At 66.9% G+C, this 14,421-nt stretch carries 18 protein-coding genes; 12 read left to right on the top strand and 6 right to left on the bottom strand.

The features are described from left to right. Nucleotides 1-81: 81 nt before the first annotated feature. Complete coding sequence (locus tag ACFPQ5_RS10350; protein ID WP_379754561.1) at nt 82-468, bottom strand: hypothetical protein; 387 nt, start codon at nt 466-468, stop codon at nt 82-84. Nucleotides 469-700: 232 nt separating this feature from the next. Here ACFPQ5_RS10350 and ACFPQ5_RS10345 point away from each other — a divergent pair, with 232 nt between their 5' ends. The 5 genes from ACFPQ5_RS10345 to ACFPQ5_RS10325 all read left to right on the top strand — a co-directional run bounded on the left by ACFPQ5_RS10345 (nt 701) and on the right by ACFPQ5_RS10325 (nt 3,854). Continuing rightward, the gene (locus tag ACFPQ5_RS10345; RefSeq protein WP_379754558.1) at nt 701-1,057 is read left to right on the top strand and encodes a YciI family protein; all 357 of its coding nucleotides are present in this window, start codon (nt 701-703) and stop codon (nt 1,055-1,057) included. 104 nt (nt 1,058-1,161) lie between these two features. Then, complete coding sequence (locus ACFPQ5_RS10340; RefSeq protein WP_379754555.1) at nt 1,162-1,596, top strand: YciI family protein; 435 nt, start codon at nt 1,162-1,164, stop codon at nt 1,594-1,596. Nucleotides 1,597-1,606: 10 nt separating this feature from the next. Then, on the top strand, nt 1,607-2,146 hold the full coding sequence (locus ACFPQ5_RS10335; RefSeq protein WP_379754552.1) for an SRPBCC family protein: 540 nt from the start codon (nt 1,607-1,609) through the stop codon (nt 2,144-2,146). Between the two features lie 26 nt (nt 2,147-2,172). Beyond that, nucleotides 2,173-2,583 carry a VOC family protein gene (locus ACFPQ5_RS10330; protein WP_379754549.1) on the top strand — a complete coding sequence of 137 codons (411 nt, stop codon included), beginning with the start codon at nt 2,173-2,175 and terminating at the stop codon, nt 2,581-2,583. Beyond that, complete coding sequence (locus tag ACFPQ5_RS10325; RefSeq protein ID WP_379754546.1) at nt 2,580-3,854, top strand: RNA polymerase sigma factor; 1,275 nt, start codon at nt 2,580-2,582, stop codon at nt 3,852-3,854. The genes ACFPQ5_RS10330 and ACFPQ5_RS10325 overlap by 4 nt, the downstream gene beginning before the upstream one ends. A gap of 155 nt (nt 3,855-4,009) precedes the next feature. On the opposite strand, the gene ACFPQ5_RS10320 is transcribed toward ACFPQ5_RS10325, so the two are convergent. Genes ACFPQ5_RS10320 through ACFPQ5_RS10310 form a run of 3 tightly spaced genes read right to left on the bottom strand, consistent with a single transcriptional unit; the run spans nt 4,010 to nt 5,730 of the window. Further along, entirely contained in the window at nt 4,010-4,465 is a 456-nt protein-coding gene (locus tag ACFPQ5_RS10320; protein ID WP_379754543.1) for a cupin domain-containing protein, read from the bottom strand. A 27-nt stretch (nt 4,466-4,492) separates the two neighbouring features. Next, the gene (locus tag ACFPQ5_RS10315; protein ID WP_379754540.1) at nt 4,493-5,251 is read right to left on the bottom strand and encodes an anti-sigma factor; all 759 of its coding nucleotides are present in this window, start codon (nt 5,249-5,251) and stop codon (nt 4,493-4,495) included. Continuing rightward, entirely contained in the window at nt 5,248-5,730 is a 483-nt protein-coding gene (locus ACFPQ5_RS10310; protein WP_379754537.1) for an RNA polymerase sigma factor, read from the bottom strand. The genes ACFPQ5_RS10315 and ACFPQ5_RS10310 overlap by 4 nt, the downstream gene beginning before the upstream one ends. A gap of 105 nt (nt 5,731-5,835) precedes the next feature. On the opposite strand from ACFPQ5_RS10310, the gene ACFPQ5_RS10305 reads away from it, so the two are divergent. The 7 genes from ACFPQ5_RS10305 to ACFPQ5_RS10275 all read left to right on the top strand — a co-directional run bounded on the left by ACFPQ5_RS10305 (nt 5,836) and on the right by ACFPQ5_RS10275 (nt 12,490). Continuing rightward, a complete protein-coding gene (locus tag ACFPQ5_RS10305; RefSeq protein WP_379754534.1) occupies nt 5,836-7,143 on the top strand; it encodes a S8 family serine peptidase in 1,308 nt (435 codons plus the stop codon). 703 nt (nt 7,144-7,846) lie between these two features. Next, complete coding sequence (locus ACFPQ5_RS10300) at nt 7,847-8,386, top strand: hypothetical protein (protein WP_379754531.1); 540 nt, start codon at nt 7,847-7,849, stop codon at nt 8,384-8,386. 234 nt (nt 8,387-8,620) lie between these two features. Then, entirely contained in the window at nt 8,621-9,382 is a 762-nt protein-coding gene (locus ACFPQ5_RS10295; protein WP_379754527.1) for a hypothetical protein, read from the top strand. Between the two features lie 153 nt (nt 9,383-9,535). Next, nucleotides 9,536-10,369, top strand: coding sequence for an ABC transporter substrate-binding protein (locus ACFPQ5_RS10290; protein ID WP_379754525.1), 834 nt, complete (start codon nt 9,536-9,538; stop codon nt 10,367-10,369). A gap of 2 nt (nt 10,370-10,371) precedes the next feature. After that, nucleotides 10,372-11,064, top strand: coding sequence for an amino acid ABC transporter permease (locus ACFPQ5_RS10285; protein WP_379754522.1), 693 nt, complete (start codon nt 10,372-10,374; stop codon nt 11,062-11,064). Further along, nucleotides 11,061-11,765 (top strand): amino acid ABC transporter permease, encoded by a 705-nt coding sequence (locus ACFPQ5_RS10280; RefSeq protein ID WP_379754519.1) that lies wholly within the window; start codon nt 11,061-11,063, stop codon nt 11,763-11,765. The genes ACFPQ5_RS10285 and ACFPQ5_RS10280 overlap by 4 nt, the downstream gene beginning before the upstream one ends. Beyond that, nucleotides 11,762-12,490, top strand: coding sequence for an amino acid ABC transporter ATP-binding protein (locus tag ACFPQ5_RS10275; protein WP_379754516.1), 729 nt, complete (start codon nt 11,762-11,764; stop codon nt 12,488-12,490). The genes ACFPQ5_RS10280 and ACFPQ5_RS10275 overlap by 4 nt, the downstream gene beginning before the upstream one ends. Here ACFPQ5_RS10275 and ACFPQ5_RS10270 read toward each other — a convergent pair. Both ACFPQ5_RS10270 and ACFPQ5_RS10265 read right to left on the bottom strand, forming a co-directional pair. Next, nucleotides 12,487-12,840, bottom strand: coding sequence for an EF-hand domain-containing protein (locus tag ACFPQ5_RS10270; RefSeq protein ID WP_379754513.1), 354 nt, complete (start codon nt 12,838-12,840; stop codon nt 12,487-12,489). The genes ACFPQ5_RS10275 and ACFPQ5_RS10270 overlap by 4 nt on opposite strands. Continuing rightward, nucleotides 12,837-14,414: a S10 family peptidase gene (locus tag ACFPQ5_RS10265; RefSeq protein ID WP_379760067.1), complete on the bottom strand. Its 1,578-nt coding sequence runs from the start codon at nt 14,412-14,414 to the stop codon at nt 12,837-12,839. The genes ACFPQ5_RS10270 and ACFPQ5_RS10265 overlap by 4 nt, the downstream gene beginning before the upstream one ends. Nucleotides 14,415-14,421: the final 7 nt, after the last annotated feature.

Here is a 14,421-nt window from a genome sequence, read left to right as displayed (position 1 = left end):
CACGTCACGAGGCGAACGCCCGCACTTCACACGGGACGCTCGCCGGGTTTGCAGGCGCGTCCGCGAGCGCGCCTCGAAAAATTACTGCTCCTTGCCCATCACGTCCTGGTCCAGGCTGTGACCGAGGCTCCCCTGGGAGTTTTGGCCTCCCGATCCGCTCTGCTGGCTGCCGCCCTGGCTGTTGCCTTGGCTACTCTGGCTACCTTGGCCGCCCTGGCGCTGCCGGCCCGGGTTCGAGCGGGTGCCGCGGCCCAGGGCCGGCGTGGTGTCGCCGTCGTCGGTGTCCGCCGATTGGCGGTTGCCGGCGCGGTTGCCGCTGTCGGCGCTTGACGGCATGCCGATGCCGCCATCGCGCGTGCCCGTGTTCAGGTTGCCTGTCGTGCCCGTGATGCCGGCGCTGCTCGTGCCCACGCCGGTCAGTTCGTCGTAGTTGCGGCCTTTCGTGCCCTTGCCTTTGTTCTCGCCCATGGCTACCTCCTGCTTGTCGGTGATTGGTTCCTTGATGGTAACGCCCCACTGTGGAGCGACAATAGGCGCATGGGAGGGGGGCTTGTAGGAGCAGTCGGACGCGGTCTCATCCTCGCCATGGCGCGCACGATTGAGCGAAGCGGGTTTGCGTCGCGGCGCCGGATGCTTTACTCGACTGGCGGGGCGTTGCATACTGCTTGCTCTTCCGATCATCTTTTCCTAGGGGCCGCCGATGTCGTACATGTTGCTGATTCACGAACCCGTCGGCCAGCGCGCCACCCGCAGCGAGGCCGAAGGGCGCGCGCTCTACGACAGCATGCTGCGCTTCGGCGACGCGCTGCGCGAGGAGGGCGTGCTGATCGGCGCGCAATCGCTGGCGCCGCAGAGCCGGGCAACCCGGGTCCGCGTGGCGGGCGGCAAGGCCAGCACCGTCGACGGCCCCTTCGCCGAGGCCAAGGAGATGATTGGCGGCTTCTTCCACGTGAACGTCGCCACCCACGAAGAGGCGGTCGCCCTGGCCGCGCGCTGTCCGGCGGCCGAGTGGGCGACGGTCGAGGTGCGGGCGCTGGCTCCCTGTTACGAAAGCTGAAAGTATTTTGCGCGGTGTGTCGATTTCCCGCCGCGCCCTTCGTCGTGTGCATGTAGACGGTAGAAACGCGGCAGGGGCCGCGTCCCGATCCCAAGGAGACCAGCATGCGTTACATGATCATCGTGAAAGCCACCCCCGAGTCCGAAGCCGGCTGCATGCCGGGCGAAGACCTGCTCAATGCCATGGCCGACTACCACGGCGAACTGGCCCGCGCCGGCGTCCTGCTCGACGCCAGCGGCCTGCATCCGAGCAGCCAGGGCTGGCGCATCCGCTACCAGGGCAAGGAACGCAGCGTGATCGACGGACCGTTCACCGAATCGAAGGAAATGATCGCCGGCTACTCCATGATCAGCGTGCGCAGCCCCGAGGAAGCCCTGGAATGGGCGCGCCGCTTCCCGAACCCGCGCGGGGAAGGGCTCGAAGCCGAGATCGAGGTGCGGCGCGTGTTCGAGCTGGAGGATTTTCCGCAGACCGAGACGCTGGAACGCTTCCGCGAACTCGAGGCGCAGTCGGCTGTTCAGCCGCAATCCCAGGCCTGAGGAGCCCGGCATGACGACTATTTTCCTGATTCTTGCCGTGCTGCTCGGCGCCGCCTCCTTCGCCGCCTGGCGCCGGCCGGACGCCTTCCGCATCGAGCGCAGCATCCACATCGACGCGCCGCCCGAGCGCATTTACGCCCTGATCGCCGACCTGCGCCGCTTCAATACCTGGAATCCCTTCGCCAGGGACAAGAAGCTGATCCTGGACTACAGCGGCCCGCAGCAGGGCGCCGGTGCCGCCTACGACTTTTCCGGGCCGGGCGCCGCGGGAAGAGGGAGGCTGGCGATTCTCGATGCGGCGCCAGGCAAGGTGACGATGCAGTTGACCATGTCGGCGCCGCTGCGCTGCGAGAACACCATCGAATTCCTGCTGGCGCCGGGCGTGCAGGGCACCGGGGTGAGCTGGATCATGCTTGGCCGCAGCCCCTTCGTCGCCAAGCTGATGGGTTTACTGTTCGATACCGACCGCATGGTCGGACGCGAGCTGGAAACCGGACTCGCGGCGCTCAGGGACCAGGCCGAAGCCCCCGCTCCAGCCAAGGCGGCCTGAGGCCGATCACAGACAAGGATCACGCCATGCACAAGCATATTTTCGTCAACCTGCCGGTGAAAGACCTGGCGCGCAGCCGCGCCTTCTTCTCCAGCCTCGGCTTCGACTTCAATCCGCAATTCAGCAACGAGGACGCGGCCTGCATGATCATCGGCGAGAACATCTTCGCCATGCTGCTGGTCGAGCGCTTCTTCCAGGGTTTTACCAGCAAGCCGATCGCCGACGCGCGCGAAGTGACCGAGGTGCTGACCTGCCTGTCCTGCGAGAGCCGCGACGAGGTCGACGCGCTGGTGGCCAAGGCGCTGGCGGCCGGCGGACGCGCGCCGAACCCGAAGCAGGACCACGGTTTCATGTACGGACACGGCTTCGAGGACCTGGACGGGCACGTGTGGGAACTGTCCTGGATGGATCCCGCCGCTCTGCCGCCGCACGCATGACGAGAGGCGCGGTCGACCAGGCGATCGGCGCGGTCTGGCGCATCGAATCGGCGAAGATCGTCGCCGGCGTCGCGCGCCTGGTGCGCGACATCGGCCTGGCCGAGGAACTCGCCGGCGATGCGCTGGTCGCCGCGCTCGAAAACTGGCCGGCGTCCGGCATCCCCGACAACCCCGGCGCCTGGCTGATGCGCACGGCCAAGAACGCCGCGCTCGACCACCTGCGGCGGCAGAAGTCGTACCAGGAAAAATGCGCGCAGATCGGCCAGGACCTGGAAGCGCTGGAGGCTCACATCGTGCCCGATTTCGTCGACGAGCTGGATGCGGCCCGCAATGACCCGATCCAGGACGACCTGCTGCGCCTGATCTTCACCGCCTGCCACCCGGTGCTTTCGACGGAAGCGCGGGTGGCGCTGACCCTGAAACTGCTGGGCGGCCTCAGCACCGAGGAGATCGCGCGCGCCTTCCTCGTGCCCGAGCCGACCGTCGCCCAGCGCATCGTGCGCGCCAAGCGCACCCTGGGCCATGCGCGCGTACCCTTCGAGCTGCCGCCGGCGGCGGAACTGGAAGAGCGGCTCGGTTCGGTCCTGGAAGTGGTCTACCTGATCTTCAACGAGGGCTACACGGCCACCAGCGGCGGCGACTGGATGCGTCCCGCGCTGCAGGACGAGGCCCTGCGCCTGGGCCGCATGCTGGCCCAGCTGGCGCCGCGCGAACCCGAGGCCCAGGGCCTGGCGGCGCTGATGGAACTGCAGGCTTCACGCGCCGCGGCCCGGGTCGACCGCGAGGGCAGGCCGGTGCTGCTGCTCGAACAGGACCGCCTGCGCTGGGACGGCATCCTGATCCGGCGCGGCCTGGCGGCGCTGGCCCGCGCCGAGCTGCTCGGCCCGCCGGGCCCCTACACGCTGCAGGCCGCGATCGCCGCCTGCCACGCGCGGGCGCGCACGGCGGAGGAGACGGACTGGAGGCGCATCGCGGCGCTGTACGGCGAGCTGGCGCGGGTCAGCCCCTCGCCGGTGGTCGAGCTGAACCGAGCCGTGGCGGTCGGCATGGCCGAGGGGCCGGAGGCGGGGCTGGCGCTGGTCGATGCGCTGGCCGGCGACGCCGCGCTCGCGCGCTATCAGTGGCTGCCGGCGGTAAGGGGGGATATGCTGGAAAAGCTGGGGAGGCGCGACGAAGCCGCTGCGGAATTCCTGCGCGCGGCGGGGATGGCCTCGAATGCGCGCGAAAAGGTCTTACTGGAGGAGCGGGCGCGAACGAACACGCATAACTGATACAGAGGATCTCGGATACGCGTAAGGTGGGCGGGTTCCCCGCCCACGCGTGAACGACGCACGGTGTTGGCGCCGTTTCGAGAAAAACCACGCCAACACGACGCCGGCTTCACGCGTGGGCATGCCCACCCTACGCGGGTTTGGCCGCGGATGAATCAATGCCCGTGCTGCTTCTCGTACTCGTCCGCTTCCGCCTTGGTCGCATGCACGATGCCGTCCGGATGCTCCGGCGGGGTGTACAGGGTGTAGAGACGCATCGGCTCGGTCTTCGAGGTATTGATGACGTTGTGCTCGGTGCCAGCCGGGATCACAACGGCGACGCCGTCTTCCAGCTGGTGCTCTTCGCCGTCCAGGATCGCCACGCCCTGGCCCGCTTCCACGCGGATGAACTGGTCATGCCCTTCGTGGTGCTCGAGCCCGATTTCCTCGCCGGCCTGCAGGGTCATGATGACCAGCTGGCTGCGCTGCGTGGTGTACAGGACTTCGCGGAAGTTATTGCCCGCGAGGGTCTTTTGTTCGATGTTGATGCTGTAGCCCGACATATTCTTCTCCTGTTCGATGCGGCGCCCGCTCGACAATGGAGGGCGCCGGGTGAATTGATTGTATAGCACGGGCCTGATCCTTGCCGGCAACCCCGCTCAGCGTTTCCAGCCCCGTTCGCGCGCCGCGCGCTCGGCGGCCGCGTTCATGGTGGTGCCAGCGATGCGCTCGTCGATGGCGTCGAGCACGGCTTCCGGCATGGTGCTGGAGGCCTGGCGGTAGGCGCCGCGCGCCGTGACGGCTTCGCTCAGCACCGGGATGCGCCAGCTTTCGCCGCTGCGGCAGGCCAGGCCGGCGCTGGCGCCGACGCTGAAGCTGCGGCAATAGCCGCCGTCGCGGGTGGCGAAGCTGACGCCGATCCGCACCGGGCTGTTCGGCGCCGGGTCGCTCGCCAGCTGGCGCGACAGGGCGCCGGCCAGCTGGCCGCGCGCGGCCAGGCGTCCGCTGGCGTCGGCGCTGATGTAGCCCGCGTCGCCTTCCGCGCCGCCGAACCAGGCGCTGCCGGCCAGCACGCCGAGCACCAGGGTAGCGGCCAGCGCGGTCCAGCGCGGCCAGGCGGACGGGCGCGGGGCGCTTGCGGCCGCCGTGCTGCGGGCGCGGGCGCTGCGTGCGGCCTCGAGCGAGAGCACCTTGGCGGCGCCGGCGGGCTGGAGGCGCCCCGGCACCGGTTCGTCGAGCACGCCGGCGAAGGCGTCGAAGACCTCTTTGCGCAGCGCGCGGTGGCGTTCGACGGCGGCGGCCAGGGCCGGATCGGCGCGCACGGCGCGTTCGACTTCGCTGCGCTGCGGCTCGCCCAGTTCGCCGTCGGCGTAAGCCATCAGCATTTCGTCGGAATAGGTGGAGATGCGGTTCATCATGCGGCTCTTTCTTCGGACAACAGTTTTTGCAGGGCTTCGCGGGCCCGGGCCAGGCGGCTGGTCAGCGTGCCGATCGGGATCTCGAGCACCGCCGCCGCTTCCTTGTAGGGCAGGCCGTCGACCAGCACCAGGCCGATCACGACGCGGTGCTCTTCCGACAGCAGGCTCATCGCCTTCTGCACGGCCAGCTTCTGGCCATGGGCCTCGAGGCTGTCGTGCCCGACGTGCTCGCCTTCCTCCTCGGGCGCGAAGACGGCGTCGCGCCGGACCCGGCTGCGCACCTCGTCGATCCAGGCATTGCGGATGATGCGGAACAGCCAGCTATCGAGCCGGGTTCCGTCGGTATATTGTTCGCTGCGGCCGAGCGCGCGCTCCATCGCGACCTGGACCAGGTCGTCGGCGTCTTCCCGGTGGAAAGTGATCGAGCGTGCGAAGCGTCGCATCCGGGGCAACAGGGCGGCAAGTTCGTTGGCAAGCATGGGTTGTTCAGGGTTCACATGAATAAAACGTTGGCGGCATGGATTTTATTCCATCCGTCAAACGTTTTTCATATAGAACACTTGCCATCCTATATGATCGCGTCCATGAACCGTCTCCGTTTCCCCGCCAGGCGCCTGGCCTGCCTGTTGCTTTTGGCCTGCGCCGGCGCCGCCCAGGCCCAGCTGCGCCTGCCCAGCCTGAACCTTCCGCAAGCGCTCGGAGGAGCCGGGCTGGACGGCGTGGTGCGCCCGGCCGAACGCCTGCTCGAGCGCACCGTGCCGGGCGACCTGCGCGGCCTGCGCCTGGATACCGTCGCAGACCTGTTGCGCCGCCACGGCGCCGTGCTGGAAGCCGACCCGCGCGGCGCACCCATCGTACGGCGCGAGATCCTGGCCAATTCGCCGAGTCCGGAGGCCTTGCGCGCCGCGGCGGGCCTCGGCTTCCGGGTCCTGCGCGAAGAGCGCTACGAGGAGCTCGGCGAATCGCTGGTCGTGCTGCGCGTACCGGCCGGCCTCGACACGAACGACGCCCTTGCACGCCTGCGCGCACTCGACCCGGCCGGCTCCTACGATTTCAACCACCTGTACACCGGCAGCGCCGCGCTGCCCCTGTCCGGCGGCGCAGCGGGGCCGGCGGCAGGCGGCAAGCCGGACGGCAGCGGGGCGGTCGGCCTGGTCGACAGCGGCGTCGATGTCGCGCATCCGGTGTTCGAGGATGCTGCCATCGAATCCTTCGGCTGCGATGGCAGGCGCCACCCGGCGCCGCACGGGACGGCGGTGGCGGCCCTGCTGGTCGGACGCTCCGAACGCTTTAGCGGCGCCGCCCCCGGCACCCGCCTGTTCGCCGCCGACATCTATTGCGACAGCCCGACCGGCGGCTCGGCCGACAAGATCGCCGCCGCCCTCGGCTGGATGGCGCGCTCGCGCGTCGGCGTGGTGAACATCAGCCTGGTCGGGCCGCCGAACGCGACCCTTGAGCGCGTCGTGGGCGCGATGGTCGCGCGCGGTCATCTGCTGGTGGCGGCCGTCGGCAACGACGGACCGGCCGCGCCGCCCCTCTATCCGGCCAGCTATCCGGGCGTGATCGGCGTCAGCGGCGTGGACCGCCAGGGCCGGCCGCTGCCGGAAGCGGGACGCGGCCCGCAGGTGATGTTCGCAGCGCCCGGCAGCCAGATGGTCAGCGCGGCGCTCGGTACGCCGCCTTACCGCCAGGTGCGCGGCACCTCGTTCGCGGCGCCGCTGGTGGCGGGCCTGCTGGCCAAAGCGCTGCCCCGGCCCGACCGCGCCGGCGCCGCACGAGCCATCGCCGCGCTGGCCGCGCAAGCAGTGCACGACAAGGATACGGTCAGCAATGCGATCGGCCTTGGGGTGATTGGGGCGGGATTGCGGACCGATCCGGGGCGGTTCCGCTAGGAGGATGCGCCCCTTCCTGCAACTACGCACAACACGAGCTATCCCTTGCTGAGATGACAACGATCCTCGTACGCTTAGCCACCTGGCACTTCTGCATTCGGCGAAATGTGGACTTCGGAATCTCGACCCATGGGCTGACACAGTGTGAAAAATGTAGTCCACGCGGGCGGTATTCCTTGCGGGGCTAATACGCAAAACATTCCGAAAGCTAATTACCATCCTTGGAACGCAGCGACCAGGGATGCTTGGCAACCTGTCAGTCCTGCCTGTCGCATAGAATATTTTTTTCCACTTTGAATCGGGCTCGCCTGTATGCTAATGATGTTTGCTGTACCCATAGGTATCTGGCTAAGTATCGCTCTGATTTTTTATTACTTGCTATGGACGGGGTTCATATCTCGATTCGGCCTGGTTAAAACTTCGTTATACAATCTCGGTTTTTCCGCGGTTCTGAGTCCGGGTTTGTTCATGGGTGGGCACGGTGCATTGCCCATTCCGGGTGGTCTTCTTGTGTTATTCGGGAAGACCAGGGGGAGCTCGGAGGATTTTCCTTCTTTTAACCTCAAGATGTGGATGCTGACCTTCCTGGTTTACTCGATCTTTAGCTGGTATGCGAAAAAATCCGACTCGACCGACTAAATAAGCTGCAGCGGCGTCAATATTACCTGTCGCTGCAGACCTTCTACGCTGCGGGGACCATGCAATGCCAGTCCATCTTCCGTTTGGCCGCTTCGGGCGTTCATTTTTGTTGTTAGTGGTGCTAGCCAGCCTGGCGGGATGTGGCTACGAGAAGGGCTTTGAATACAGGAACGACCCCACCGAACTGCAGTCTTTAAATAATAGCAAGGTCAATGGATCGGTTGTAATGGGATATGGGATCAACGACCCGGCATACCGGATCAGGATCGAGCTGTATTGGTTGAGCATGGACAGTACCTACTACATGCATTTCTTTAATTCGGCCACTTGTAGCCAGGATGATTTAGCGAAGTCCGACCTGATAGACAGGGAGTGGGGTCTTGACGCCTATCCTGCTTTGATTAGCAGCAACGCCTTTGGCACCGCGGAGCAGGAATTCAGACTCCGCGCTCCCAGGGAATTTTTCGATTATTCAAAGCCTAAGGTGCTGCCTACGATTGTGATAACTGCAGTGCACAGTTTGGAGTCGGGTGCCGCGTCCGTAAAACAGGTGGCTTGCGCTAAGGTTTCGTCATACCCTTCAAATCGACGGCCCCATACGTAGTGCGCAAGGGCACACGGGCTGCTTGAGAAGCTCAGCCAGTAACAGCAAAATCCCTTGTGCCGCGCGATCACATGAAGGGGCTTGCTTACGGAAATACCTTGGCTGTTCATGGCGATCCGCTGCTGACGCGAAGACCCTCTAAAAAAAATTTTCGGATGCATGGAATAAACGGCCGAGTCCGTTCGTTTTCCTGATAACGGCGCCAACTGCGCGCCACTTACAGGAGAAACCATCATGAACACCAAAAACATCGTCCGCCAGATCGCCATCGTCTTCGCCTTGTCCGCCGCCGCGTCGGCACAGGCCCAGTTGCTCGGCGGAGGCGGGGGCCTCGGCGGCGCCGTCGGCGGGATGTTAGGCGGCGGCATGGGCGGCGGCTTCGGCGGTATGCGTCCGATGGCCCCGATGCCGGAAGTGCGCCGCGCCGAACGCGCGCTGCCGGCTGAGCGCGCAGCTCCGGCCCGTCCGGCGAGCACCGAGGCATCGGGCAGCGGCCGGGGCGGCCTGACCGGCGGCTTGAGCGGCGCCCTCGGCGGCGGCGCGGCGCAGGCAGGGGGCAGCGGCAATGGGGATGCGAGCCTGGCCGGCAGCCTTGCGCGCAGCGCACCTGCTAACGGCGCAGCGGCAGCGCCGTCCGCGGGCGGCGGTGGCAGTGGCAATGCCTCCGGCGCCGGCAGTATCGGCGGTGGCGTCGACGCGGCCAGCGCCGCGGCCGGCGCACGCGACGTGGCCGGCAGCGCCGCAGGCGGTGCGCGTGCGACAGCAATGCCTGCAGCCGGGGCCGCCCGCACCCAGGTAGCCGCTACCCGCGACTACGCCGCCGCTACGGCCGCCAATGCCCGCGGCGCGGCCCAGTCCAGTGCAGCGACTGCCGCCGGCAGCGCGCGCGGCCTGGCCGAGAAGGCGCAAGGCGTCCAGCTGCCGGTCTCGGGTTCGGTCAGCGGTTCAGTTTCCGGCAGCAGCCAGGCCGAGGGCAAGGGCGCCAGCGGCAAGTAAGCCTGGCCGAAGGGTTCGAGCAGGCGCGGCGCCGAGCACCCGGCGCCGCGCCTTTATGCCAGTTAGACATGTTCTTATAGGAATTCGATCCTTCACCCTGTCATTCACATGGCATATACTTCACGGTTCGTTTATTCATGCCCTTGGAGTCTCATGGCCACCTGCCGCACCTTGCTTGCCTGCGCAATCGCGCTTTCCGCCCAGTTCGCCTTCGCCAACGGTGCCCACGCCGACCAGCTGGCCGACATCAAGAAAAAGGGCGAGATCGTCTTCGGCGTGCTCGGCACCGACGAGCCGAACAGCTTCATCGATCCGAAGACGCGCGAGCTGGTCGGATATGAAATCGACATCGCCAAGGCCGTGGCGAAGAAAATCGGCGTCAAGCCCGTGTTCAAGCAGATGTCGGTCGCGGCGCGCATTCCCGAGCTGCAGCAGGGCCACGTCGACGTGCTGGCCGCCACGCTGACCCACAACAAGGAACGCGAATCGCAGGTCGATTTCGCGCTGACCCACTTCGTCACCGGTTCGAAAGTCATGGTGCGCGCGTCCAGCGGCATCAACGCCTTGCCTCAGCTGGCCGGCAAGAAGGTCGTCACCGTGCGCGGCGGCACCCAGGAAACCAACATCCGCGCCGCCGTCCCGACCGCGACCGTCGTCACCTTCGAGAATACGCAGCAAGCCTTCCAGGCCCTGCAGCAAGGCAAGGGCATCGCCTACGTCAACGACGAATCCTCGCTGCTGGCCGACTACGGCAAGCTCGGTCCGGCCGCGAAAAACTTCACCATCCTCCCGAACAGCATCGGCGTCGAATCGATCGCGCTCGGCTTGCGCAAGGGCGAGAAGAGCCTGAAGGCGCAAGTCGACGCCACCCTGCGCGAGCTCGAATCGAGCGGCGCGGCGAACGCGCTGTTCAACAAGTGGTATGGTCCGGGCACCCGTCCGAACATCGCCAAGCGCGCCTTCACCATCAATACCGACAAGATCTGAGTTTGAGCTTCTTCGATTCGAACCTGCTCCGGTCGGGCGAGTACCACGACTGGCTGGTGCAGGGTTTTACCACCTCGCTCCAGCTGCTGGGCGCCAGCTTCGTGATCGCCTTGCCGCTGGGCGTGGCTATCGCGCTGATGCGCACCTCGAACAGCCGTCTCCTCAAGGCGATCGGCGCCGGCCTGGTCGAAGGCATCCGCAACGTGCCGCTGCTGGCGCACCTGCTGTTCTGGTACTTCGCTTTTCCCGAGCTGCTGCCGGAAACGGTGAAACTCGCGCTCTACGACAGCAATCCCGAATTCATCTGCGCCGTCATCGCGCTCTCGCTGTACGCGGGCGTGCACATGGCAGAAGACATCCGCAGCGGCATCCGCGCCGTGCCGAGCGCGCAAATGGAAGCGGCCCGTTCGCTCGGCCTCGGCCGCATCGCCAGCCTGCGCCTGGTGCTGCTGCCGCAGGCGATCCGCATCGCCGTGCCGCCGCTGCTGTCGCAGACGGTCAACCTGTGGAAGGACACCAGCGTGGCCACCGTCATCGGCGCGGCCGAGATGATGTACCAGGCCGCGCGCGTCGAAACGGCGACCTTCCGCAGCGTCGAAGCCTTCACCTTCGCCACGCTCGCCTACCTGACCGTTTCGCTGGTCATCTCGCTGGCCGCGCAGCTGTATGCGCGCCGTTTCCCGGTGCGGACATGATCGAACTGATTCAAGACTACTGGCTGTACTTCCTGGTCGGCCAATACCCGAACGGGCCGCTCGGCGGCCTCACGCTCACCGTATTGCTGTCCGCCGCCGCGCTGCTGCTGGCCATGCCGTTCGGCCTGCTGCTCGGCGTGGCCCGCGTCAGCCCCTGGCGCGCCGTGCGCTGGCCGACCGCCGTGCTGGTGCAGGTGGTTCGCGCCGTCCCGCTGCTGCTGGTCGTGTTCTGGGCCTACTTCTTCCTGCCCGCCGTGACCGGGGTGAAGACGGGCCAGGCCACCACCATGCTGATGACGCTCGTCTTGTTCGACGCCGTGTACCTGGCCGAGATCGTCGCCGCCGGCATCCGCGCGCTGCCGAAAGGGCAGTTCGAGGGAGCGCGTTCGCTGGGCCTGTCCTATCCCCAGGCACTGCGGCTGGTGATCCTGCCGCAGGCGCTGCGCCATGTGTCGCCTTCGCTGGTGAGCCAGCTGGTGGCGACCATCAAGGCCACGTCGCTCGGCTACATCATCGGCCTGTCCGAGGTCTCCTTCATCGCCACCCAGGTCAACACCCTGGTGTTCACCAAGGCGGTCGAGGTCTACCTGGTGCTGGCCCTGACGTATTTTATTTTGTGCTTCGGCCTCTCGCGCCTGGCCTTCCTGCTCGAGCGTCGCATGACGGCGCGCGCAGCTCCTGCAATCAAGGTAACCGCATGATCGTCCTCGACAAAGTCAACAAGTGGTACGGCCAGTATCACGCCCTCGCCGACATCTCCGAACGCGTCGAGCAGAACGAGGTCGTGGTGATCTGCGGTCCTTCGGGTTCCGGTAAATCGACCCTGATCCGCACCCTGAACCGGCTCGAGGAAATCGACGGCGGCAAGATCGCCATCGACGGCCGCGACATCCACGCACCGGGCCTCGACGTGAACGCGCTGCGCGCCGGTATCGGCTTCGTGTTCCAGCACTTCAACCTGTTTCCGCATTTGACGGCGCTGGAGAACTGCATGCTGGCGCCGGTCAACCTGAAGCGGGCGACAAAAGCCGAGGCGAAAGCCTACGCGCTCGAACTGCTCGACGGCGTCGGCCTTGCGCATAAGGCGAACGCCTATCCGCACGAACTCTCCGGCGGCCAGCAGCAGCGCGTGGCGATCGCCCGCGCGCTGGCGATGCGGCCGCCCATCATGCTGTTCGACGAGCCGACCAGTGCGCTCGATCCGGAAATGGTGGGCGAAGTGCTGCAGGTGATGCGCAAACTCGCGGGGCAGGGCATGACCATGGTGTGCGTCACCCACGAGATGGGCTTTGCGCGCGAGGTGGCCGACCGCGTCTGGTTCATGAGCGAAGGGCGCATCCTCGAAAAGGCCACGCCGGGAGAATTCTTCACCCATCCCACCCATCCGCGCGCGCAGCAGTTCCTCGCGGATCGCAGCGGACGCTAGCGGCGCTCGGCTTTCGCCCGCGCCAGGAAAGCGCGCAGGTCGGCGAAGCTGACGGCGCCGCGGCGCCCTGCGTCGATGGCATCGAAATGCGTGGCGACGAAACCGAAGCCCTTCGCTTCCTCGGGCGACAACGTGCCGTTGCCGTCGAGGTCGGCGGCGTGGAACTGCGCTTCCAGTTTGCTTAATACTTGCGCCTGCAGGGCCGCGCCCGCCGCCGGCGGCGACGTGGCAGGACGGTTGCGCAGCGCCGCCGGCACCTGGGCGTCCACGCCGATTTGCTCGTGCGCGGCAACCGGCACTGCCAATTGCGCCGCACTCAGGATCAGGAAAATGGAGAGCATGGTCTTCATTGTGCCACCGATACGCTGTTGTAGAAGGCGCGCAGGTCGGCCTTCTGCAGGCGCCGTACGCGGTCGTCGAGGTAGCCCATGTGCCCGCTGTCATAGTTGCGGATCTGGATCGCGGAGCCGGCGCCGAGCCGTGCCAGATCCAGTTCGGTCTGGTAGAAGGGCGTCGCCAGGTCGTGGTAGCCGCCCATGGCCAGCACCTTCATCGCGGGATTGAGCGTCAGGGCCGCGGCCAGGTCCGGGATCGTGTCCGGCACCGCCTTGCCGTCGTGGCCGAAGTTCCATTGGCCGAGCACGTTGTTGGAACCGAGGTAGGGCGTGGTCGCGGTATAGCGCAGCTCATTCTGCAGATAGGGCTTGATGTTGTTGTTGAAGACGCCGCCAACCAGCGTGAGCGAGGGGTCGCCGCCGGCCGCCAGCGCGCTGCCGATGGGCGCGGTCACCCGGGCATCGTAGCGGCCCATTACTTGTCCCGGCAGGCGGCGCTCGCGGTAGGCGCCCGGCGTCATCGAGAAATCCTGGCGCCAGGTCAGGGCCGAGAGTCCCGTCCAGGTGGACAGCTGCGCCACGGTCGCATCGCCCGGCGGCGTGCCGTTGGCGAGGAAGGTCTTGACCTCGCTGCGGTAAGGACCGGCCGCGAAGGCGCGGGCCTGATCCAGCACCGTGGAAAAATCGGTCGGCAGGCTGCCGTTCTGGTGGTAGGCGGATACGGCGGTGTAGCTCGGGATATAGCCTTCGCAGCTGAGCTGGCCGGGGTTGAACACGCCGCAGTTGGCGTTGTAGTCCATGGCCGGCGACTGCAGCACCACGCCGGCCACGCGCACCCCGGCGCTCTCGAGCAGGTTGGCCAGCACCGCGCTGCGCGGTCCGCCATAGGACTCGCCGAACAGGTAGAGCGGCGAGGCCTGTCGGTTGTTGGCGGCGAGGTAGCGCCGGACGAATTCGCGGAAGGCCGCCGCGTCCTGGTCGACGCCCCAGAATTGGGCATTGGTGCGCGGCGCGATCGCCTGCGAATAGCCGGTGCCGATGGCGTCGACGAAGACCAGGTCCGAATGGTCGAGCAGCGTTTCCTGGTTGTCGACCAGCTGCGGCGGGCTGGCAGGCGGCGCGGTGGACGGGAAATTGGTCGCCATGCGGCGCGGCCCGAAGGAGCCCAGGTGCAGCCAGAGCGAGGCCGAACCGGGCCCGCCGTTGTAGAAGAAGGTCACGGGCCGCTGCGCCGCCGGCTGGGTCCCGGCAGTGTAGGCGATGTAGAAGAAGGATGCGGCCGGCTGGCCGGTCTGCAGGTCGGTGGCGGTCAGATGGCCTGTGGTGGCAGTGTAGTCGAGCGGCCGGCCATCGAGTGTGGCGCGCGCCTGCACGGTGGCCGCGCCCTCCTGGGCACTTACTAGCGAGGCCGTGGCCGCACCCGAGTAGGTCACCGGATCGGCGTAGCTGCCGGGCAGTGCCGCAACCGGTGGCGGAGCAGACGGTGGCGCCGCTGCCGGGGCGCTGTCGCCGCCACCACCGCCGCATCCGGCCACGCCGGCCGCGAGCAGCAGGCTGCTTAGCCAGGATAAGGAACCGGCGTGGGGCAGCCGCTGC

Origin of the sequence: Massilia suwonensis (assembly GCF_042655665.1) — a bacterium.
GTDB lineage: Bacteria > Pseudomonadota > Gammaproteobacteria > Burkholderiales > Burkholderiaceae_D > Telluria > Telluria suwonensis.
The sequence above is the reverse complement of the archived record's forward strand: the minus strand, read 5'-3'. Positions and strand labels throughout refer to the sequence as shown.